Annotated in this window: 19 protein-coding genes and 1 pseudogene; 13 read left to right on the forward strand and 7 right to left on the reverse strand. The window is 66.3% G+C overall.

Going from position 1 to position 21548, the window contains the following annotated elements:
- Positions 1-73: 73 nt before the first annotated feature.
- The 4 genes and pseudogenes from E3O45_RS03280 to E3O45_RS03295 all read left to right on the forward strand — a co-directional run bounded on the left by E3O45_RS03280 (position 74) and on the right by E3O45_RS03295 (position 4756).
- Positions 74-2212, forward strand: a pseudogene (locus tag E3O45_RS03280) (ATP-dependent DNA helicase RecQ).
- 194 nt (positions 2213-2406) lie between these two features.
- Positions 2407-3222 carry an amino acid ABC transporter substrate-binding protein gene (locus tag E3O45_RS03285; RefSeq protein WP_134441683.1) on the forward strand — a complete coding sequence of 272 codons (816 nt, stop codon included), beginning with the start codon at positions 2407-2409 and terminating at the stop codon, positions 3220-3222.
- A gap of 12 nt (positions 3223-3234) precedes the next feature.
- Complete coding sequence (locus E3O45_RS03290; protein WP_134441685.1) at positions 3235-3903, forward strand: amino acid ABC transporter permease; 669 nt, start codon at positions 3235-3237, stop codon at positions 3901-3903.
- Positions 3890-4756, forward strand: coding sequence for an amino acid ABC transporter ATP-binding protein (locus E3O45_RS03295; protein WP_134441687.1), 867 nt, complete (start codon positions 3890-3892; stop codon positions 4754-4756). The genes E3O45_RS03290 and E3O45_RS03295 overlap by 14 nt, the downstream gene beginning before the upstream one ends.
- A gap of 165 nt (positions 4757-4921) precedes the next feature.
- Here E3O45_RS03295 and E3O45_RS03300 read toward each other — a convergent pair whose 3' ends face one another.
- The 5 genes from E3O45_RS03300 to E3O45_RS03320 form a co-directional block, all read right to left on the reverse strand.
- The gene (locus E3O45_RS03300) at positions 4922-5218 is read right to left on the reverse strand and encodes a hypothetical protein (RefSeq protein WP_134441689.1); all 297 of its coding nucleotides are present in this window, start codon (positions 5216-5218) and stop codon (positions 4922-4924) included.
- On the reverse strand, positions 5215-5544 hold the full coding sequence (locus E3O45_RS03305) for a hypothetical protein (RefSeq protein ID WP_092451242.1): 330 nt from the start codon (positions 5542-5544) through the stop codon (positions 5215-5217). Before E3O45_RS03305 ends, E3O45_RS03300 begins: the two co-directional genes overlap by 4 nt.
- 346 nt (positions 5545-5890) lie before the next feature.
- Positions 5891-6442 carry a hypothetical protein gene (locus E3O45_RS03310; RefSeq protein ID WP_134441690.1) on the reverse strand — a complete coding sequence of 184 codons (552 nt, stop codon included), beginning with the start codon at positions 6440-6442 and terminating at the stop codon, positions 5891-5893.
- 117 nt (positions 6443-6559) lie between these two features.
- Entirely contained in the window at positions 6560-9598 is a 3039-nt protein-coding gene (locus E3O45_RS03315) for an AAA family ATPase (RefSeq protein WP_134441692.1), read from the reverse strand.
- Positions 9595-10776, reverse strand: a complete 1182-nt coding sequence (locus tag E3O45_RS03320) for an exonuclease SbcCD subunit D (RefSeq protein ID WP_134441694.1) — start codon at positions 10774-10776, stop codon at positions 9595-9597. The genes E3O45_RS03315 and E3O45_RS03320 overlap by 4 nt, the downstream gene beginning before the upstream one ends.
- A 175-nt stretch (positions 10777-10951) precedes the next feature.
- Here E3O45_RS03320 and E3O45_RS03325 point away from each other — a divergent pair, with 175 nt between their 5' ends.
- The 7 genes from E3O45_RS03325 (at position 10952) to E3O45_RS03355 (ending at position 18295) form a co-directional block, all read left to right on the forward strand.
- Entirely contained in the window at positions 10952-11740 is a 789-nt protein-coding gene (locus E3O45_RS03325) for a DeoR/GlpR family DNA-binding transcription regulator (protein WP_134441696.1), read from the forward strand.
- Entirely contained in the window at positions 11737-12738 is a 1002-nt protein-coding gene (locus tag E3O45_RS03330; protein ID WP_134441698.1) for a 1-phosphofructokinase family hexose kinase, read from the forward strand. The genes E3O45_RS03325 and E3O45_RS03330 overlap by 4 nt, the downstream gene beginning before the upstream one ends.
- Positions 12735-14759: a fructose-specific PTS transporter subunit EIIC gene (locus tag E3O45_RS03335; RefSeq protein ID WP_134441701.1), complete on the forward strand. Its 2025-nt coding sequence runs from the start codon at positions 12735-12737 to the stop codon at positions 14757-14759. Before E3O45_RS03330 ends, E3O45_RS03335 begins: the two co-directional genes overlap by 4 nt.
- 96 nt (positions 14760-14855) lie before the next feature.
- The gene (gene ptsP / locus E3O45_RS03340) at positions 14856-16586 is read left to right on the forward strand and encodes a phosphoenolpyruvate--protein phosphotransferase (RefSeq protein ID WP_134441703.1); all 1731 of its coding nucleotides are present in this window, start codon (positions 14856-14858) and stop codon (positions 16584-16586) included.
- Between the two features lie 44 nt (positions 16587-16630).
- Positions 16631-16909 (forward strand): HPr family phosphocarrier protein, encoded by a 279-nt coding sequence (locus E3O45_RS03345; protein ID WP_092451256.1) that lies wholly within the window; start codon positions 16631-16633, stop codon positions 16907-16909.
- Between the two features lie 166 nt (positions 16910-17075).
- A complete protein-coding gene (locus E3O45_RS03350) occupies positions 17076-17327 on the forward strand; it encodes a hypothetical protein (protein WP_092451375.1) in 252 nt (83 codons plus the stop codon).
- 2 nt (positions 17328-17329) lie between these two features.
- Positions 17330-18295 carry an FHA domain-containing protein gene (locus E3O45_RS03355; RefSeq protein WP_241985197.1) on the forward strand — a complete coding sequence of 322 codons (966 nt, stop codon included), beginning with the start codon at positions 17330-17332 and terminating at the stop codon, positions 18293-18295.
- Between the two features lie 38 nt (positions 18296-18333).
- Here E3O45_RS03355 and E3O45_RS03360 read toward each other — a convergent pair whose 3' ends face one another.
- The gene (locus tag E3O45_RS03360) at positions 18334-18840 is read right to left on the reverse strand and encodes a hypothetical protein (protein ID WP_241985198.1); all 507 of its coding nucleotides are present in this window, start codon (positions 18838-18840) and stop codon (positions 18334-18336) included.
- Between the two features lie 196 nt (positions 18841-19036).
- On the opposite strand from E3O45_RS03360, the gene E3O45_RS03365 reads away from it, so the two are divergent.
- Positions 19037-19345 carry a hypothetical protein gene (locus tag E3O45_RS03365; RefSeq protein ID WP_134441707.1) on the forward strand — a complete coding sequence of 103 codons (309 nt, stop codon included), beginning with the start codon at positions 19037-19039 and terminating at the stop codon, positions 19343-19345.
- A gap of 425 nt (positions 19346-19770) precedes the next feature.
- On the opposite strand, the gene E3O45_RS03370 is transcribed toward E3O45_RS03365, so the two are convergent.
- On the reverse strand, positions 19771-20544 hold the full coding sequence (locus E3O45_RS03370) for a gamma-glutamyl-gamma-aminobutyrate hydrolase family protein (RefSeq protein WP_134441709.1): 774 nt from the start codon (positions 20542-20544) through the stop codon (positions 19771-19773).
- A 218-nt stretch (positions 20545-20762) separates the two neighbouring features.
- On the opposite strand from E3O45_RS03370, the gene E3O45_RS03375 reads away from it, so the two are divergent.
- Entirely contained in the window at positions 20763-21494 is a 732-nt protein-coding gene (locus E3O45_RS03375) for a PspA/IM30 family protein (protein ID WP_134441711.1), read from the forward strand.
- Positions 21495-21548: the final 54 nt, after the last annotated feature.

The following is a 21548-nucleotide window of genomic DNA, read 5'->3' on the forward strand; positions in this document are numbered from 1 at the left end:
CGTCGAGCAGCATTCCGCACCCGCAAACCCGAGGGCGGGCGGGACTGTCGGTGGTATCTGGCACCCTTGAAGGATGACCGACACCCGCGCATCCGCTCTGGCCATTCTGCGCACCCTGGTGGGTCGGGACGACGCCTCCTGGCACGACGGCCAGTACGAGGCGATCGAAACCCTGGTCGACCAGCGCCGCCGCGCACTCGTCGTGCAGCGCACCGGGTGGGGCAAATCGGCCGTGTATTTTGTGGCGACCCTGCTGCTGCGACGCCAGGGCGCCGGCCCGACCATTCTGGTCTCGCCGCTGCTCGCACTGATGCGCGACCAGGTTGCCGCGGCGGCGCGAGCCGGGGTACGAGCGGTGTCGATCAACTCGTCGAACGCGCACGAGTGGGCCGACGTGCTGCGTCAGCTCGATGCCGACGAGGTTGACGTGCTGCTGGTGTCGCCCGAACGGCTGAACAATCCGTCTTTCCGCGATGAGCAGCTGCCCGCTTTGATCGCCCGCGTCGGCCTGCTCGTGGTCGATGAAGCACACTGCATCTCGGACTGGGGCCACGACTTTCGCCCGGACTACCGTCGCCTGCGCGACCTGATCGCCCAGATGCCGACAGGGGTGCCGGTGCTCGCCACGACGGCGACCGCCAACAGCCGGGTCGTGCAGGATGTCGCGGAGCAGGTGGGTATGGTCGCCGCTGGTTTTGGTGCCGGCACTGGCGCCGCAGAGGTCGTCACGATTCGCGGCCCGCTCGCCCGATCTTCGCTGCGCCTCGGCGTGCTGCGCCTGCCCGACTCGCGTGCTCGACTGGCCTGGCTGCTCAGCCACCTCGGCGATCTGCCCGGTAGCGGCATCATCTACACCCTCACCGTGGCGGCGGCCGAAGACACCGCCCGGCTGCTGCGTGAGGCCGGCCACGCGGTGCGCGCCTACACCGGGCAAACCGATACGGCTGAGCGCGAAGAGTCCGAGGGGCTACTCAAGACCAACCAGGTCAAGGCGCTCATCGCCACGAGCGCCCTCGGCATGGGATTCGACAAACCCGACCTCGGTTTCGTGCTGCATCTGGGGGCGCCTTCCTCCCCTGTTGCGTACTACCAGCAGGTGGGACGTGCCGGTCGTGCCACCGCCTCGGCCGACGTGCTGCTGTTGCCCGGCACCGAGGACGAGGCGATCTGGCACTATTTCGCGACCGCTTCGATGCCCAATCAGGCCAAGGCCCTCGCCGTGATCGGCGCGCTCGAAGCTGCCGGCGCACCCCTGTCGACACCGGCGCTCGAGGCCAGGGTCGACCTTCGGCGCACCCCGCTCGAACTGCTGCTCAAGGTGCTCGACGTCGACGGCGCCGTGCACCGGGTCAAGGGCGGCTGGCAGTCCACCGGGCAGCCCTAGGTCTACGACTCCGAACGCTACGAACGCATCGCCGCCGCGCGGCTCGGCGAACAGCGGGCGATGCTTGAATTCGAGAGCACCACCGGCTGCCGCATGGAATTTCTGCAACGCGCCCTCGACGACGATACCGCCGTGCCCTGCGGCCGCTGCGACAACTGCCAGGGCTCTTGGTATCCGGTCGACCTGGCCGAGGGAGCAGCCACCACGGCCGCGCAATCGCTCGACCGGGTGGGCGTCGCGATCGACGTACGCGCCCAATGGCCCACCGGCATGAGCAGCCTCGGCGTCGCGGCCACCGGCAAGATCCCCCTCACCGAACGCGCCGAACCCGGCCGCGCGCTGGCCCGGCTGACCGACCTCGGCTGGGGCGGCCCCCTGCGAGATCTCTTCGCCACCGGTGCAGCCGATGCTGCCGCCCCGCCGGCCATGCTGGCCGCCTGTGTGCGGGTGCTCGCTGAGTGGGGGTGGGCCGATCGACCGGCGGCTATTGTCTCGATGCCGTCGCGGCAGCATCCGCTTCTGATCGATTCGGTGGCCCGGTCGTTGTCCGAGGTCGGCCAATTGCCCTGGCTGGGCGCCCTGGACTGGGCGAACGGCGGCCCGACCGGCGAGCCGGGCGGAAACAGCGCCTACCGGCTGTCCAGCGTCTGGGACCGCTTCATGGTGGGGCCCGACCTCGCCGAAGCGCTCGCGGGGTTCGCCGGGCGCCCTATTCTGCTCATCGACGATCTCGCCGACAGCCGGTGGACCGTGACCGTGGCGGCCCGCGTGCTGCGCCAGCACGGCGCCTCGGCCGTGCTGCCGTTCACGCTCGCACTGCGCTCGTAGCCGCTGGGCGTTGCGTCGTGGCCGACAAGCGCTGCTTTCGTAGCCAACCAGCGCTGCCATCGGGCGTAACCGGAATATTCGAGCCCGCCAGCGCCTTGTTACGCTGAGGAAGCCACTACTCGCGGCCTCCGCACATTCTGGGGCAGCACCCGCACGACCCGTGCTCACCCCCACTAGTTCGTTAGGCGTTTTTCATGAAGCTCAGATTCATTCCGGCCGCTTTGCTTTCCATCGTCGCCCTCACCCTGACCGGCTGCTCGGCCTCCAGCGCCGACAACGTAGCGGACAGCACGACCGGAACCGACAATTCGCTCAGCAGTGTGCTCGACGCCGGCACCCTCGTGATCGGCACCGAGGGAACCTACCGGCCGTTCTCGTTCCACGAAGACGGATCCGGCGAACTGACCGGTTATGACGTCGAAGTCGCTCGCGCCGTCGCCGCCGAGCTCGGCGTTGACGCCAAGTTTGAAGAAACCCAGTGGGACGCCATCTTCGCCGGCCTCACCGCTGGCCGCTGGGACACCATCGCCAACCAGGTGTCCATCACGCCGGAACGCCTGGCCGCCTACAAGTTCTCCACGCCGTATACCTACTCCACCGGCGTCATCGTAGTTACGTCCGACAACACCTCGATCACCTCGTTCGCGAGCCTCGACGGCAAGACAACCGCGCAGTCGTTGACCAGCAACTGGAACACCCTCGCTACTGAGAGTGGCGCCACCGTTGAGGGCGTTGAGGGCTGGGCCCAGTCGGTCGCCCTGGTCGAACAGGGCCGAGTGGATGCCACGGTCAACGACAAGCTGACCTTCCTCGATTACCAGAAGACCAACGGCGCCGACAACCTGAAGATCGCCGCCGAGACCGAGGAGCGCTCGGAGAGCGCGTTCGCCTTCGCCAAGGACGGCACGGCCCTGGCCGACGCCGTGAGCGAAGCGCTCGCCACCCTCAGCGCCGACGGCACGCTGGCCGAGCTCTCGGACAAGTACTTCGGCGCCGACGTCAGCCAGTAAACCGACACGTCGATGATCCAACCTGATTGGGATTTGTTCCTCAGCTCGCTGTGGCCAATGTTCGACGGCGCGGTGCGCGGCACGATTCCGCTTGCCCTGATGTCGTTCGCGATCGGGCTCGTGCTCGCGGTTGCACTGGCATTGATGCGGTTGTCGACCCGCCGATGGCTGTCCGGAATCGCGCGCGGCTACATCTCGATCGTGCGCGGCACTCCGCTGCTGGTGCAACTGTTTGTGATCTTCTACGGGCTGCCGTCGATCGGCGTTACGATCGATCCGTGGCCGAGCGCTGTGGTCGCCTTCTCGATCAATGTGGGTGGCTACGCGGCCGAGGTCATTCGGGCTGCGATTCTCTCGGTACCCAAGGGCCAGTGGGAAGCGGCCTACATGATCGGCATGTCGCACCGTCGGGCTCTCACCCGCATCATCCTGCCGCAGGCAGCCCGGGTCTCGGTGCCGCCGCTGTCGAACACCTTCATCAGCCTGGTGAAGGACACCTCGCTGGCCTCCACGATCCTGGTCACCGAGCTGTTTCGTGAGGCGCAGCAGATCGCGGCTTTCAGCCAGGAATTCATGCTGATCTACCTTGAAGCAGCCCTGATCTACTGGGTCATCTGCCTCGTGCTTTCCACCGGCCAGGGTTTTCTCGAAAAACGATTGGACCGCTATGTCGCCCGCTGATCTCTCGCCCGGCTTTGCCGCCGGCGAAACGGATGCCGCTCCCCTGCTGCGCGTGCGAGGCCTGCAGAAAAGTTTTGGCAGCAACCGAGTACTGGAATCGGTGGACCTCACCGTGGGCCGCGGCCGGGTGCTCGCGCTGATCGGACCGTCAGGCTCAGGCAAGACCACCATTTTGCGCTGCTTGAACGGTTTGGAACTACCCGACGGCGGCACGATCGACGTCGCCGTCGCCAGCGCGAGTGACCGGGGTCCGGGCGGTTCAGCTGCCGGCCGGGGCGAGCGCTCGGCCGCACCGTTGACCATCGATTTTGCGGCGAAAACCTCACCGAAAGAGTTGGCCAGCCTGCGCGACCGGTCGGCGATGGTCTTCCAGCACTACAACCTGTTCCCGCACAAAACGGTGTTGCAGAACGTGATCGAGGGACCGGTAATCGTGCAGCGACGCCCGGCCGCCGAGGTGACCGCCGAAGCACTCGCCCTCCTCGAGCGGGTCGGGCTGACCGACAAGCGGGACAGCTTCCCGTTCGAGCTCTCCGGCGGCCAACAACAGCGGGTCGGAATCGTTCGGGCACTCGCCCTGCGTCCGCAGGTGCTGTTATTCGACGAGCCGACATCCGCTCTCGATCCGGAGCTGGTCGGAGACGTGCTGCGCCTGATCAAGGAACTCGCCGACGAGGGCTGGACCATGGTGATCGTCACCCACGAACTCGAATTCGCCCGAGAGGTCGCCCACGAGATTGCGTTCGTCGACGGCGGAACGATCGTCGAGCACGGCGACCCGAAACAGCTGCTGCGGCACCCGCAACATGAACGCACCCGCCAGTTTCTGCACCGACTGCTCAACCCGTTCTAGGCTGCGGGCACTGAGCGACCAACCGCGCAGCAGGCACTGAGCAGAGCGCGGCGTGACCGGGGTCCGAACGGCCCGAGCAGCTGCCGCGGCATCCGCTACCCGCACGACCGCGCCCGAAACGGGTAGCCGCTACGCCGGTTCGTTACCGCAGGGCGCGGGCGGGCGCTACGGGTGCGGCGTGATGATCACGACGGTGATGCGGTCGAGTCCTGGTCCGTAATGCCAGTAGATGCGACCGGCCGTGGGCGTGCGGTGCTCAATGTAGGAGTCCCAGACGGCCTCGCCCTTCTTGCCCGCGAGCGACACATATTTGTGCGAGCGCAGGGCCGGATCTTCGGGGTTCAGCTGCAGCCGACCGAGCGCGGTTCGCACGCGCTTGAGTCGGCCGACCAGTTGCGGTTTCGCTTCCAGCATGGAGAGTCCGGATGCCGCTTCCCGAGTAAGAAGGAGCGTAAAGCTCATGACCGGGGCTCGGCGGAGGCGTTCTCGTCCTCGAGCGGGTGGTCTTCCTCGGCGTACCGCGTGAAGTCACCGCCCTCACTCGTTTCGTCCTTGGAACTGTGCTCGAGGCCACGCACCAGAGCGGCACGAATTCCCTCGTCATCCCAGACCAGAAGTTCCCGGCGGGGAATGGACACGAGCGGCGTCAGAAGAATTTCACCCTCGGCATTCACCGCAACGGCATACCGATCATCACGGTGCACGCCGGCCTTGCCAAAAGCCATTCTGGAGCGCTCATCGGCGCTCACTTCGCCCATCGGAACGAAATCCGACTTCAGTTCCACCATGTCGTCACCCAATCATCTGGTGGCATTGACTCGCGAGGGTAAAACACCCCGGCAGGACATTGCCCGTCTGAAAAATGAGATTACCCCAGATTTACATGTGGGTAAACCCCTAGTCAGGACTTTCAGAAGATGTATACTCCGCACCCACAGAGGTCTCTCAGGGTTGGTGACGGTGAGTTCAGGCGCTGGTCGCAGACAGATCGCACCGTGAAATCCCACCGCACACAGAAAGATCAGTCCGGCCGGCAGGGCGATCGGACTGATCTAGACAGCATGAATATACAACGCCGGGGGCACCTGCTCAAGCACCAAAACACCTAGTGGCTGACTGTTCCGCCGGGAAAAATCACCGAGCCGAGGACACCACGGTCTGCAGATCACTCGAGCGCAGCGACCGGGATTCCCGCTTGGCGCGCGGCTCCGAACAAAGCGGCGTTTCGGCCCGCTCCAGCAGATAGCGCGTGACCATGTGCCAGTCCGGAAACTTCGGTGTCAGAAACTTGATCAGCTCCCCCTCGAACCGGTCAGCGCCGACGGCCATGCCATCGTCGACCAGAAAGTCTCCGCGATTCAAATGCTTGTGGTGCGAGAGGATCAGCCGCTTGTAGGCCGGACCGGTCGCATCCGCTCCTAAATGTTCCTGTACCCACTCCAGCTTGTGCTGCCAGGCACTCGCGTTGCCCCACGGCGCCATCGACAAAATATAGGTGTCAAAGGATTTCGCCAGGGTACGAAAGGCCTCTATCGCGCCGCTGATCGGTTCCATCCGGGCGAAAACGCCCGGCACCTCATCGAGTCTTTTTTCGTAGCGGCTGTATTCCGCGTTGGTCAGGCGGTCGATTCCCGATTGCACGTTGACGAGTGTGTTGTCGAGGTCGATATAGAGGATCTTTTTCATTCGGGCTCCCTAATGCGGCTCGCATCATTGCGGCAACGCTCCGATGGTGACAGGGCCACCCCAGATCGGCAATACCTGAAGACAACCCCGAGCGATTGGCACGTCCGGCGGCGCCGGTCACCCCGTGGCGTCACCGCCCTCAATTTCGCTAAAGCCCCGATCGGTCACCACGATGCGAAGAGTTGCAGGGATCTGCTCCTTCATGGAATCGACGTGACTGATCAGCCCGATGGTGCGGCCCCCGGCACGCAGGGAATCGAGCGTACTCATGGCCGTCTCGAGGGTTTCACCGTCGAGGGAGCCGAAGCCCTCATCGACGAAGAGGGTATCGAGAGTTACGCCGCCGGCCTGCCCGGTCACGACCTCGGCGAGCCCCAGAGCGAGGGCCAGAGAGGCGAGAAATGTCTCACCGCCCGACAGCGAGTGCGTTGGACGGGCCCGTCCGGTGTATTCGTCGCGGATGGCGAGCCCCAGGCCCGACCGTGCCCCGCCGAAAGCCAGGGAGTCATCGTGTTCAAGGGTGTAGCGGCCGCTCGTCATGGTGCGCAGCCGAATGTTGGCGGCCGCCACGATCTCCTCGAGCTGCGCGGCCAGCACGTAATTCTCCAGTCGCATGCGTTTGGTGTTGGGTTCGTCGCCGTGCACGACGTCGGCCAGCTGACGCACCTGCTGCTGCATCTCGTGCAACTGAGCGGATGCCGCGAACAGCGATCCAACCCGGCGCACGATCGCCGAGAGGGTCCCGGTGCGATCGACCAGCGAACTCTGCCAGGTCAACGCGGCATCACGAGCCGTGCTCGCAGCGGCAGCGGCAGCCGCGGCCGGTAATACGTCGACGGGCTCGGTGGGTAAATCGGCGAGGTCGGGCTGGGCCAGGGTCGCGCGGGCTGCCGCCAGACCGTCATCATGCACCCGCAGAGCTCTCGTGCGTCGCTCAATCTCGGGCTGGTCGAGCCGCGCGGCGAGTGCTGCTGCTTCATCGGTAAAGGCTTCCTCAGCCAATTGCACGGCGAGGCGGCTCTGCGCGGCGTCTTCGGCTGCGCCGCACTCATCGACCACACTCAGTGCGGTGGCGAGGGTGCGGGCCTGGGTCAGTTCGTCGTGCAGGTGAGTGGCCTGGCCGCGCACACTGTCGAACTCGCCGCGTTGCGCGGCAAGCCGGCCGAAGATGGCCTCCCTCTGGCTGACCTTGAAGGCATGAGCGGTGCTGGCCTGATCGCGTTGGCCGCGTAGTTGGTCGACGCTCGTGGCCGCCCGGGTCATCGTGGACTGCAGTTGAGCGAGCCGGGCGTGCAAATCGGGCAGAGTCGCGGTGGCCCGATCGGCCAGCCGGTGCGCCGCGGTTGCTGCGTCGTGCTCGGCAGTGATCGTGGCCGCGTCGCGGCCGCTGGTGAGGGCGCGGGCTTCAGCCAGACGCAGATCGACCGATTGCACCGCGTTCTGGGCGACGAGGAGCTGACCCTGCCGGTCGGTGACCGTGCTGCGCGCGGTGTTCAGATCGTGGGTGGTGACCGGATCATCGTGGCCGAGGGCCGGCTGGGGGTGTGCCGTTGACCCGCACACCGCGCAGGCGTCCCCGGTGACCAGCCGGGTGGCGAGCTCAGCGGCGAATCCCGAGAAGCGACGAGCGAGCACGCTCTCGTAGTGCGCGGCCGCGTCGGCGTTGTCGCCGCTCGCGGTCAACTCGGCCTGCTGCGCGGTGAGCAGGACACTACTAAGCCGCGTGACAGTCTGCGCGGCCTCCAGGGTCAGGGTGGCGCGGTCGAGGGCAATCATCGTGTCGGGCTGACGAGCAGCCGCGAGCTGTGCCGCGGAGTGCTCCGCGGTGATTGCCTCGATTTGTTCGGGCAAAGCATCGGCCTGGGCACGGGCAGCATCGAGCGCGCGAGTGCCTTCCAGCTGTTCGATCAGTAGCTCCGCGATCTCGTTGTCGAGCTCGGGGAGGGCGAGCTCGTCGGCGAGGGCATCTTCGAGCGCACCAAGGCGGCCGAGCAGCCCGTCAATGACCAGCTGAAGCTGCCCGAGCGTTTCCGGGGAAGCCACATCCGATCGCGAACGACCCGCAGCTCCAGCACCCGCACCCGCACCCGCAGTCTCGGCCGGGCGATCGCCCGCGCGCTGCGCCTGTGCGGCGGCCAGGGCGCTCTCGGCCGCCGCGAGTGCACTGGCGGCCTCGTGGCGCGCCCGAACCTGCGGCCAGACTCGGGCCGCACGCGCGGCGTTTTGCAGATCGGAGCGCTCCCGCACGATGTCGTCCTGCCGGGAGTCGAGTGCGGCCAGAGCACTGGCGGCAGCGAATCGACGCAGCTGACGCTGCTCGGTCTGCAGCAGGGACTGGTGCCGGTCGGTCGCGGCGGTCAGTTCGGCCACGGTGCGCGCCTGCTCAATGGTCGCAGCATCAAGTTGTCCGGCGAGGTCGTGCTGGGCGGTGGCAAACCACCCAGCGGTTGGTGCGGCGAGCGGCCCCTCGTCGCGGAGCAGCTGTGCGGCAGCGGTCTGGTCTTGCTCGAGGTCGCGCTGGCTCGTCGCCAGCTGCTCGTCCAATCCCTTGCGGCGCAGAATCAGCGCGGCCTCGAGCTGTTCGAAGCGGCCGGTGTTGAACAGGGTGCGCAGGACAGCGCGGCGCTCCTCGGTCTTGGCGAGCAGGAATCGTTGGAATCGATTCTGCGCGAGCAGAATCACCTGCAGAAACTGGTCGACCTTCAGCGGCAGAATGGTGTCAAGCTCGTGCCCGACGGCACCGGGCTTGGCTGCTATGCCGCGCCAGCCGCCACTATCGGAACCGTCGGCGTCGTCCAGAACCTGCAGCACGGCAGTCGGCGCGGCCGTGGTGACCCCGACTTGATTCTTCTTGGGTCGTTCGTACGCCGGGCTGCGGCGCAGCCGATATCGGGACTGGTTGACGCTGAAGTCGAGTTCGACGAAGGTCGGGTCGCCAGCCTCGCAGTGGTCGCTGCGGAGCTTGAGTTCGCTGCCATCGAAGCGCGGAACCTGGTTGTAGAGGGCGAAACAAATGGCGTCGAGAATGCTCGATTTGCCGGCCCCGGTCTTGCCGGAGATCAGAAAGATGCCGTCACTGTCGAAGCGCTCGAAGTCCACGAGCTGCTCGTCTTTATACGGGCCGAACCCGGCGAGCCGCAACCGCAGTATCTTCACGAATTCACCGCCCGGGTGGACTGCTCGGTGAGTAGTTCGGCGACGAGCGCACTCTCAAATTCACTCGGGCCGACGCCGTTGCGCACGAAAGAGAGGAAGCCGGCCACGATCTCGGGGTCACTCGTCGCCGCGCGAATGCGCTCGGCGTAGCTGTTATCGCCGGGGTCGACCCGAATCGCCGGGCGATGCTCGAGCGCCACCGCGTGCGCAAACCGGCCCTGCAGCGCACGCATGGCGTCGAGCGGCCGCACCTGATCGGTGAGGATGGCCTTCACCCAGTCGCCCTCGTTGTCGGCGTAGCTGGAATTTTCGAGCAGATCGGCGAGCTCGCCGGTGAGCACGGCCAGTCGGCGCGGCACCGGCAGGTCGACCCACTCGACCCGCCCGAGGCCGGAGGCATCCAGTTCGACCAGCCAGGCTCCCCGCGGTTTGCCCACCTCAGAGAAGGAGTAGTGCAGTGGCGACCCGGAATAGCGTACGCGGTCGGTGAGGGTGGCCCGGCCGTGGATGTGCCCCAGCGCGACGTAGTCACAGCCGTCGAAGACGCTCAGCGGAACGACGTCGAGGCCGCCGGCGGTAATGTCGCGCTCCACATCGCTCGCCGCCGTGGCCGGAGTCACTCCGGCGGCGAAGCAGTGCGAGAGCACCACGCTGCGCCCGCCGCCCGCAGTAAGTCGGCGCAGTGATCGGTCGGCCCGAATCTGCGTCATGGCGAAATCCAGGACCTGCTCGTGCGTTTTCAGCAGCTCGCCGGGATGCAGGTGTCGGATGAGTACGGGCTCCAGAAACGGAATGCCGTAGAAGTACACCGGCCCGTGCTCATCACTGATGGTGATCGGTTCGAGGTACTGCTCGGGCCGGGTGACCACGTGAATGCCGGCCAGCGCCGCCCACTCGGCCTGAAAGCCCAGACGGGTGGCCGAGTCGTGGTTTCCGCTGGTCATGACAACGGATGCCCCGGCCTCCTTCAGACGCCGCAAGACGCGCGTCAGCAGCGCGTAGCTCTCTTTCGAGGGCATGGCGGAGTCAAACACGTCGCCCGCCACGACGACCACGTCGACGCCTCGCTCGCGCACCGCCGCAACGACGGCGTCGAGCACGACCGTCAGGTGTTCGAGGGTCGAATGGGTGTGGAAGGTGCGCCCGATGTGCCAGTCCGAGGTGTGCAGAATCTTCATAACATTCACGCTACCGTCGGCCACCGACACGGCCGACCGACAGCATCCGTTCCACCCGAATGAGGCAATTTCTTTGTTTATCTTGTTTTTTCTTGACAAACAAAAATAAACACAGCTAAAGTCAATGAAACCAACTTCTTGTGACCTGTGTCACTCATCGTCGAGGAGGCAATTCGTGTTCGCCGAAGAACGTCAACTCTTGATCGCCGCACTCGTGGCAACCGAGGGACGGGTCACCGTGACCGACCTCGCCGCGCGTTTCACCATCACCGCCGAAACCGTGCGCCGTGACCTCGACACCCTCGAGGCCGCCCGCCAGTTGCGCCGAGTGCACGGCGGTGCCGTCGCGATCGATCGCCTAAGCCTGTCAGAGCCGAGCCTCGACGAGCGTCAGACCCAACGCCTCGACGAGAAGTCCCGCATTGCCGATGCCGCCCTGCGCATGATTCCCGCGAGTCGAACCGGCTCGATCTTGCTCGATTCCGGCAGCACCACCGAACGCCTCGCCGAGCGCCTCGCCGCTTGGACCCCCGCCGTCGCCGGCGACCAGCTGCTCGTGATCACCAACGCCGTTCCGATCGCCGCCAAACTCTCCCGCAACGACGCCATCAACCTGCACATTCTCGGCGGTCGGGTGCGCGGGCTGACCAGCGCGATCGTCGGTGCCGGAACCGTCGCCCAGCTCGCCGCGCTGCGCCCCGACATCGCCTTCATCGGCACCAACGGCATCAGTGCGAGCTTCGGCCTCAGCACCCCGGACTCGGTCGAAGCAGCGGTCAAATCCGCGATCGTCCGGGCAGCCCGGCGCGTCGTCGTTCTCGCCGATTCCAGCAAGCTCGACCAGGAGACCCTGGTCTCCTTCGCCGCCCTCGCAGCGATCGACACCTTGATAACGGATGCCACGCCATCCGCCGATCTTGCCGCAGCACTGGCCGCTGCCGATGTCGACGTGGTGATCGCATGATCGTCACGCTGACCCCCAACCCGAGCCTCGACCGCACCATCGAGCTGGCCGGCCCGCTCGCCCGCGGCGAAGTGCAACGCGCCGTCGCCGCCCACGGCGAACCCGGCGGCAAGGGCGTCAACATCTGCCGCGCCCTCGAAGCGAGTGGCATCTCGAGCCTGGCCATCCTCCCCGGCGACGCCGACGACCCGGTGCTGCTCGCCCTGACCAGCCACGGCATTCCGCACCTCGGCCTGCACATCGGCAAACCGCTGCGCAGCAACGTGGCGATCACCGAACCCGACGGCACGACCACCAAGCTCAACGAACCCGGACCGGAACTGAGCCCGGCCCAGCAAAACGCCCTCGTCGACCTGGTGCTCGAGCAGTCGGCCGGCGCCAGCTGGCTGGTGCTGGCCGGGTCCGTGCCGCCCGGCGTGCCCGACGATTTCTACGCCCGCATCATCCGCGAGCTGCGCGAACGCCTCGGCTCGGCGGCACCGAAAGTGGCCGTGGATTCGTCGGGTGGCCCACTGGCGAAAGCGGCGCTGGCCCACCCCGATCTGCTCAAACCCAACGGTGAGGAACTCGCGGAGTTGAGCGGCCTGTTCGACGGCGACACACTCGAGGCAAACCCCGACCTTGTCGTCGACGCGGCGCGCGTGCTCATCGCAGGCGGTGTCGGTGCCGTACTGGCCACCCTCGGAGCGAAGGGCGCCGTCCTCGTCACTGCCGAGGGCAGCTGGCTCGCGACCACGCCGCCGATGATCGCCGTGAGCACCGTCGGTGCCGGCGACTCGGCCCTGGCCGGTTACCTGCTCCAAAGCAACCTCGGCGCGAGCGCCCCCGACCGCCTGCGCCAGGCCGCCGCCCACGGCGCCGCCGCAGCCTCCCTACCCGGTTCCACTGTTCCCGCCCTGCACCAAACCAACCCCAGCGCCGTCACCGTGACGGACCTTGCCCCAGAATCGGTCCCCCGGCCGGTCCTGGCCGCACATCCAAAGGAGGATGACCAGTGAGTGCACTGATTACCCCGGAGCTCGTTGCTCTGGACACCCATCTCGGCAGCGAGCCGAAGGACGTCATTCGGCGCCTGGCCGAGCTCGTCGTCCAGTCAGGTCGCGCCACCGAGATCGAGGCGTTGTACGCGGATGCCCTCGCTCGCGAAGCGAAGACCGCCACCGGCATTCCGGGTGGCCTCGCCATTCCGCACTGCCGTTCGTCGGCCGTGTTGGAGCCCACGCTCGCGCTGGCCCGTCTGTCGACCCCGGTCGATTTCGGGTCGAAGGACGGCCCCGCCGACCTGGTCTTTCTCATCGCGGCCCCGGAAGGCGCCGATCAGGAACACCTGAAGATTCTGGCCAAGCTCGCCCGGTCGCTCATGAAGAAGGACTTCACCGCGGCCCTTCGGGACGCGTCGACCGCGCAGCAGATCGTCGATCTCGTGGGCAACGTCGTCGCCCCGGTTCCGGTTGCAGCTGGCGCCCACGCGGCCGGTGCCGCCGAGAACGCAAACGCCGGCACCGGTCCGGCTCAGTCCGGCGCCGAGTCAACCAGCAGGGGGCGCATCGTCGCCGTCACCGCCTGCCCGACCGGCATCGCGCACACCTACATGGCCGCCGACTCGCTCGTGGCCGCTGCCAAGGCCGTCGGCGTCGACCTGCAGGTGGAAACCCAGGGTTCGGCTGGCGTCACCCCGCTCGACCCGGCAGTCATCGCTGCCGCCGACGCCGTCATCTTCGCCGTCGACGTCGACGTGCGCGGCCGCGAACGTTTTGCCGGCAAGCCCGTCATCAATGCCCCGGTCAAGCGCGGCATCGACGAACCTGGCCGACTGATCGAGGAAGCCCTCGCGGCCGCACTCAACCCGAACGCCCGTCGCGTCAGCGGCACCGTCGACCTCGGCGGCGCATCGGACGAGAAGAGCGAGCACCTGGGCCAGAAACTCAAGCGCGCGCTGCTCACCGGTGTCAGCTACATGATTCCGTTCGTCGCCGGCGGAGGCCTGCTGATCGCCCTCGGCTTTCTGCTCGGCGGCTACGAGATCACGGAGGTCGCCGATGACGTCGTGATCAACAACAGCCTGTTCAACCTGCCCGACGGCGGCATGCTCATCTACCTCGGGGCGGTCTTCTTCAAGATCGGCGCCCTGTCGATGGGCTTCCTCGTTCCCGCACTGGCCGGCTATATCGCCTTCGCCATCGCCGACCGTCCCGGTATCGCGCCCGGCTTCGTCGCAGGCGCCGTCGCCGGCTTCATGGGTGCTGGCTTCCTCGGGGGCATAGTCGGCGGACTGCTCGCTGGTGTCGTCGCCGTGAGTATTGCCAGGATCAGCGTTCCGCGCTGGCTGCGCAGCCTGATGCCCGTCGTGATCATTCCGCTGATCGCATCGATCGTCGCGTCCGGGTTGATGTTCCTCGTGCTCGGCGGTCCGATCGCGCTGCTCACCGTGGGACTCAGCAATTGGCTGAACGGCATGACCGGGGCATCCGCTGTGATTCTCGGTGTCATTCTCGGTCTCATGATGGCATTCGACCTTGGCGGTCCGGTCAACAAGGTCGCCTACTCGTTCGCCGTCGCCGGCCTCGGCGCGGCGAGCCTCGCCAACCAGGCACCGTGGCAGATCATGGCCGCAGTCATGGCCGCCGGCATGGTTCCGCCGCTCGCAATGGCCCTCGCCACCGTGATCGACAAGAAGCTGTTCAGCCTGTCTGAGCGTGAGAACGGCAAGGCGGCCTGGCTGCTGGGTGCCTCGTTCATCTCCGAAGGCGCCATTCCGTTCGCCGCTGCCGACGTGTTCCGGGTAATTCCGGCCGCCATGCTCGGCGCAGCGGTCACCGGCGGGCTGTCCATGGCCTGGAACATCACGAGCAAGGCACCGCACGGTGGAATGTTCGTCTTCTTCGCCATCGACAACTTCCTGCTGTTCGTGCTCGCCATTGCGATCGGTACTGTGGTATCAGCGTTCGCCGTGGTCGGGCTCAAGCGTTACGCGGTGCGCAAGCCCGCAGTCGTGGACGCCGCCCCGGTCAACGCCTGACCCGGAAAGTACCCCGTGCGGGAACTCCCCGCGAAGAATGCCACGCAGTACAGTGACGCCAGCCGCAGGCTGGGGTTCAAGGAATTGAGGACGATCGTGCAGACGCTTTCAGGCAAGGCCAGTACCAACCAGGCCGAAACCGGCCGCACCTTCACCGGAGTCGGTGTCAGCCCCGGCCGTATCGTCGGCTCCATCCTGTTGATGCCCCAGCCCGTGCGTGAACCCGCTGCGGGCGAACGCCTGGCCGAGGGGACCACGCCGGAAGAGGCATCCGCTACCCTGCGGGTCGCAGCAAAGGCCGTGCAATCCAGTCTCACAGCTCGCTCGGTCGGCGCTTCGGGCGCCGGCCGGGAGGTGCTGGAGGCGACGGCGCTGATGGCGAACGACCCGATGCTGGTCAAGGCGGCCGTCAAGCTCATCACCAACGGTTCCTCACCGGAACGGGCGATCTGGGATGCGGCCGCCTCGGTGGCCGAAATGCTGCACAACCTCGGCGGTTACATGGCCGAGCGGGCGACCGACGTGCTCGATGTGCGCGGCCGGATCGTGGCCGAACTACGCGGCGTTCCGGCCCCCGGAATCCCGTACTCGGACACGCCGTTCGTTCTCGTCGGCGAGGATCTTGCGCCGGCCGACACCGCCACTCTCGACCCGGCGAAGGTTCTCGCCCTCGTCACCTCGAGCGGCGGACCCCAGTCGCACACGGCCATCATCGCCCGCGCCCTTGGGCTGCCGGCCGTGGTCGCCGCTGTCGGCGTCGAAGGCCTGACCGACGGCACCACCGTCTTCGTGGACGGCGCGGCCGGAACGATTCTGGTCGACCCCGGCGCCGACGAGATCGACCTGGCCAAGGCCTGGGCGACCACCACCGCCGCCCTGGCCGTGTTCGACGGCACCGGGCGCCTCAAAGACGGCCACCTGGTTCCGCTGCTCTCCAACGTCGGCGGCGCCAAGGATGCGGTCAAAGCCGCAGCCGCCGGTGCCCAGGGCGTCGGCCTGCTGCGCACCGAATTCTGCTTCTTGGAACGTGACACCGAACCCACCATCGCCGAACAGGTCGAGGCCTACCGCGGCGTGTTCGACGCGTTCCCCGGCAAGAAGGTCGTCGTGCGCACCCTCGACGCCGGCGCCGACAAACCGCTGCCGTTTTTGACCGATGCCTCCGAGCCGAATCCCGCCCTCGGCGTGCGCGGCTACCGCACCGATTTCACCTCCCCCGGAGTGCTCGAGCGTCAGCTCCAGGCCATCGCGCAGGCAGCCGACGGCACCGAGGCGCAGGTCTGGGTGATGGCGCCGATGATCTCCACCGCCGAGGAAGCCGAACATTTCGCCGGCCTCTGCGCCGCGGCGGGGCTCACGACACCCGGCGTCATGGTCGAGGTCCCCTCGGCCGCGCTCACCGCCGCGAGCATTCTCGAACACGTCGACTTCGTCAGCCTCGGCACTAACGACCTGACCCAGTACGCCATGGCCGCCGACCGCCAGCTCGGCTCACTCGCGGCCCTCAACACGCCGTGGCAGCCAGCAGTGCTGCAATTGATCCGCCTGACCGTGGCCGGTTCGCGCGACGAGGGCAACGACAAGCCGGTTGGGGTCTGCGGTGAAGCTGCCGCCGACCCCGCACTCGCGGTGGTGCTGGTCGGACTCGGCGTCTCGACGCTGTCCATGACCGCACGGGCCCTCTCCGCCGTCGCCGCCGTGCTCGCGAGCGTGACGCTGCCCGAGGCGCAGCAACTGGCCGCCCTGGCCCTCAAATCACATTCAGCAACGGATGCCCGTCGAATCGTTCGCGAGAAACTTCCCATACTTAATACGCTGGGTTTGTAATCTGCCCTCACTCTTTGTCAACACTGCTTACCTTGGAGGACCCCATGTCTGAACGAACCGCTGTCATCGCAAGCCGCGTCGGCCTGCACGCCCGCCCTGCCGGAATCTTTGTCGCCGCGGTCGGTGAGCTGCCCCTCGAGGTCACCATCGCCATGGCCGGCGAGCCGGCCGAGGATGCCATGGACGCGTCGAGCATCCTCTCCATTATGAGTCTCGGCGCCTCCAACGGCGATACCGTCGTGCTGCGTGCCGACGGCGAAGGCGCCGACGAGGCTCTCGATTCCCTGGTCAAGATTCTGGAGACGGATCTCGACGCCGAATAATACCCGTTCCCCGTTTGGGGACAATCCTTTACCGCACGCAACTAGGTAACTACGCTAGATAAATCTCGCGGACGCTGTGCCCGCGCGAGACCGGCGCACTGCCGGTACCTGCACCACCATCTGTGCGAGCGAAAAGGAACCTACCGTGACTGAACGACAGACTTACCTGGGCAACGTTGAGAGCACCCCTGAATCCGAGGAGCACACCATCAAGGACTGGGCGGATCTCGGCCAGGAAATGTGGTCGTACCTCACCGGTAAGGGTGCGGCCATCAACTACAGTTTCATCGATATGGTCGTCGAAGTTCCCCGTGACATCGGCCCCGATGCTCCCCGGGCCGTCTGGAAGCTCAACGGCACCCTGCGGGTAACCACGAGCGACGAGAAGTCGCTCGGCTCCGATCCGTTTCGGGGCTGATCGTGAGCTCCTCGGCGAGCTCAACACTGGCTGGCTCCCCGGTGAGTCTGCACATCGATCTCGCCTTTTCCCTGGTCGAACCGACGGGTGCGGTCGGTGCGTCGAAAGCTTCCTCCGGTGCGGATTCGACCGGAGCAGAGTTCGGCGATTCCTTTGGGTCAGCGGATGCCATGCAGGGCACGGTGACCGCCAACGGCACGGAGATCACCGTCTTCACGAGCAACCCGGAAATGTTCGTGCAGGGGCGTGCGCTCAATCTGGAACCGCTGCGCGCGCTGGCTGCCGAATTGGCCTCCCGCGGTCTGACCGTCTCCATCACGGGCCCGATCGGGCTGATTGCGCGTATCGGCGACGTGCAGGCATCCGTTTCGCAACGACTGTTGACGCGGTCACCGCACATCGTGCTCGGGTCCCGAAACGCCCTCGGGCCGCTCGTGCAGGCACGAATGCGCGGGCGTGCACGCATGCCCGTTGCCATTCCGCTGCCACCATCGACGGTGTTTCCGCTCGCACCGACCTTTGATCGACACCGCCGGCGAAAGATCACCACAACGCACTACACGCCGGGGAGCGGGCGACCCCGCCTCATCTTCGTCGTGGGCTCGGAGAACTGGAACGGGCAGATGCCCCGGGAATTCGATCTACTGCCGGGCGTGACGACGATCGGCTCGTCCGCGGATGCCGACCTGCAATTGCCCGGGTTGAAACCGCTGCACGCCGAAATTCGCCACGATGACAACGATGAGTACGTTCTGTTTGCGATGGGTGACGTCGCGAGCAGCTCTCGGCCGGCCGAGGGAAGCACCGGGAACAGCCAGATTCTGCGCACCGGGTCGCGGCTCGAAATGGGCCCGTGGCGCATGGGCTACTTTCGGGAGGAATTCGCCGACCACGGCCGGCCGTTTGGCGGGCGCGTTGGCGGGGAGCTGGCATTCCAGAAGCCGCAGCCACCCAGGCCGCGGGCCTGAGGGGCGCGTGAGGGTGTCGCACGTTCGATGCGGCACCCTCACGAGGTGAACAGGTCGGTCCAAACCGCTCGAGAACCCGATTCCCCGATGAGCGCAACCGTGACGACCGATCCAAGCGCGCTGACCAGAACCACAAGATCAAGAACAATGGTGGCCGCGAGACGTCCGGCACCGTGTGGCAGAGCGGATGCGAAACGGGCGCCCTCGGCGGTCACGTAGCGGTACCAAAACCACTGCAGTGCCGCCACGAGGAACAGGGCGATCACCCACGGCAGCAGCGTGTTGCCGAGCGAGGTGTGCGTGCCGAGCAACGGGGTCACGTTGACCAGCCGGGACTGCAGCCACTCCCCCGCCTGCACGGCGAGCGGAACCAGCACGAGCGCTGCCAGGGCCACCAGGGGCGTCACGATGCCCAATCGCCGCCGAGCGGCCGGCCAGAACGCGGTGAGCAGCGCGCACAGGGCGGCGAGTGGCACCACGATCACGACCGCGTGCACGATCAGCACGTGAAGCGGCAGTCCGTTGAATTCCCAATCAATGTTCAAGGCGTATCTCCACTGCATCGGCTCTTGCGGGCGGGGAAATCAGAATGAGCGCAAGCACGTGTCGGAGTAAATTACCACCATTTGGCGGTTCCTGCTGTCCCCATCACAGGGGAGGACATCACGCTGTCTATCCCCGCTAGGTTGGAATTATCGAACCGATTACCCGGAGTCGGCGATGGAACGGACAATCGTGAAAATGTTGCAGACAGAGTGCCCCGAATGCCAACAAATGGTGTGGATCACGTCGGATACCCGCTTCGCGACCTACCATTCCCTGGCCAATTCCTCCAAGGATTGCCCGGGCTCCCGAATGATCGTTCCGGTCCCCCCCAAACAGACCGCTGCGAGCCGTAAGCGGGCGCAGGCCGAACTCCTCGCCTGGAGCCACTCTGCGAGCGCTGTCAGTGCCACTGAACACCAGGCCACCGAACACCAGGCCACCGAACACCAGGCCGCCAAAAACCACGTCACCAAGCACCAGGCCGCCAAGCACCAGGCTGCCTGACACCAGCCGACTCGAGCATCCGAGGCGGTGTCGACTCCCTACCCGGGTCGGCACCGCCTCGTTTTGTGGAACGGCGGACTCGGTTCAGTTCAGTCGGCCGACCGCTGTGCGCTCGACGCGTTGCAACGGATGCGTAACAAACCGGCCGACCGGGAGATCTCATTCTGGCGCGGGGGGTAGACTCCCTTTTGTTTTTTATCAGCCTCTTCTCAGGCCATGCCCCGTACCGTTACACACGGAGTTCCCCCACTCCACGTAAAGCCCCGGCATATTTCTCACCTCCCCCAGGCGAGAAGTGCCGGGGCTTTTTCGGTTCCGCGGCGCCGCGAGGGCCGTGCCATGGCGGTCTCGGCAGGATCGGCCAACGAATTGGTGGCGATCCCGAGACCAGCGTGGGTCGTTCAGCGGATGCTGACCCAGGCCGGTTACGCGGCGAGCGCGGGGGCGTCGACGCGCAGCGAGCGAGCCCCGTGCTGCTCGGCCAGACCGGCCAGAAGCCGGGCGAGCTGATCGACCGGGGAGTCGGGCGCTTCGGGGTGCCACTGCACCCCGGTGATCGGAGCACTCTCATGCTCGAGGGCTTCGATCAGGCCGTCGGGGGCGTGGGCGGCGGCCACAAGTCCGGCGCCGAGGCGGTCGACGATCTGGTGGTGGGCGCTCTGCACCGAGATGTCGATGCGGCCGAGGCTCGCGGCCAGGGTGCTGCCTTCGGCGAGCACGACGTCGTGGGTGGAGAGAATCTGGTCGATCGGCACGTCGATGTTTTTGTGAATGCCGTCGTCAATGTGCTGCACCAGATTGCCGCCGAGGGCGACATTGATGATCTGCAGGCCGCGGCAGATGCCCAGCAACGGGGTGCCGACCAGGAGGGCGCGCTGCACCAGGGCTATCTGGCCCTCGTCGGCGACCGCGAAGTGCGCCGTCTCACCCTCGTAGCCGGTAGCGCCGCCGTAGAAGTGGGGCGTGACGTCTTCGCCGCCGACGATGATGAGGGCGTCGGCATCCGCTGTGATGCGCAGCAGTTCGACCGGTGTGACGTCGGCAGCGGCGACCCGGGTGACGGCCCAGCCGGCGGTTTCGGCATCGGCGGCGACGCGCGAATTGAGCACCTGCACCTTGGCGTGATAGGCGGGGCGGTCGGGGCGCGCTCCGGTAACCTCGACGACGACGAGCATCCGGTTCGTGAATTCTTGGTTCATGCCGGGCTCCCGTCCTGTCGCATTGCTGTCCTGATTCCATTGTGGGCGGCAGGCCCGTGGCACGCGAGTTGCCCTGTAACACAGGGCAACATCGCAATCGCACGGATTTCCTGAGGTTCCCAGACTCGCCTCTGCCGGTCACCCTAAACTTTGGTCATGCACGCACTTTCCTGGCGGGCCAGCTCGACCAGGACGACTCCTTTGGAAGGGACACCCGAATGACCAAGCAGTCCATCTTCGGCCGTATTTCCCAGCTCGCGAAGGCGAACATCAACGCCATCCTCGACTCGGCGGAAGACCCCGCCAAGATGCTCGACCAGATGGTGCGCGACTTCTCGAGCAGCATCTCTGACGCCGAGAGCGCGATCGCCGAGACCATCGGCAACCTGCGGCTGCTCGAAGACGACTACCGCGAAGACCAGGAAGCCGCCGTGGAGTGGGGCGACAAGGCCCTGGCCGCGAGCCGCAAGGCCGACGAGCTGCGCCTGGTCGGCAACGCTGCCGACGCCGACAAGTTCGACAACCTCGCCAAGGTCGCGCTGGGTCGCCAGCTCACCTCGGAGAAGGAAGCGAAGACCGCTGAGCCGCAGATTCAGGCCCAGACCGCCGTCGTCAACCAGCTCAAGACCGGCCTGAACGCCATGAAAGAGAAGTTGGTGCAACTCACCAACAAGCGTGCAGAGCTCGTCGCGCGCTCCAAGACCGCCAAGGCGCAGGCGCAGGTGATGGATGCCGTCAAGAGCATCGACATGATGGATCCGACGAGCGAGGTCAACCGCTTCGAGGACAAGATCCGTCGCGAAGAAGCCCGGGTTCGCGGCGCGCAGGAGCTGGCCGCGTCGAGCCTTGACGCCCAGTTCGAAAGCCTTGACGACCTCGGCGAGCTCACCGAAGTGGATGCCCGCCTCGCGGCCCTGAAAGCCGGAACCACCGCCGCCCTCGAGCGCTGAGCGTTCAGTAGACAACTTTGGTGGGTGACACCCCGGTGGCACCCACCAAAGTTG

Source organism: Cryobacterium sp. TMS1-20-1 (genome assembly GCF_004402355.1).
Lineage (GTDB): Bacteria > Actinomycetota > Actinomycetes > Actinomycetales > Microbacteriaceae > Cryobacterium > Cryobacterium levicorallinum.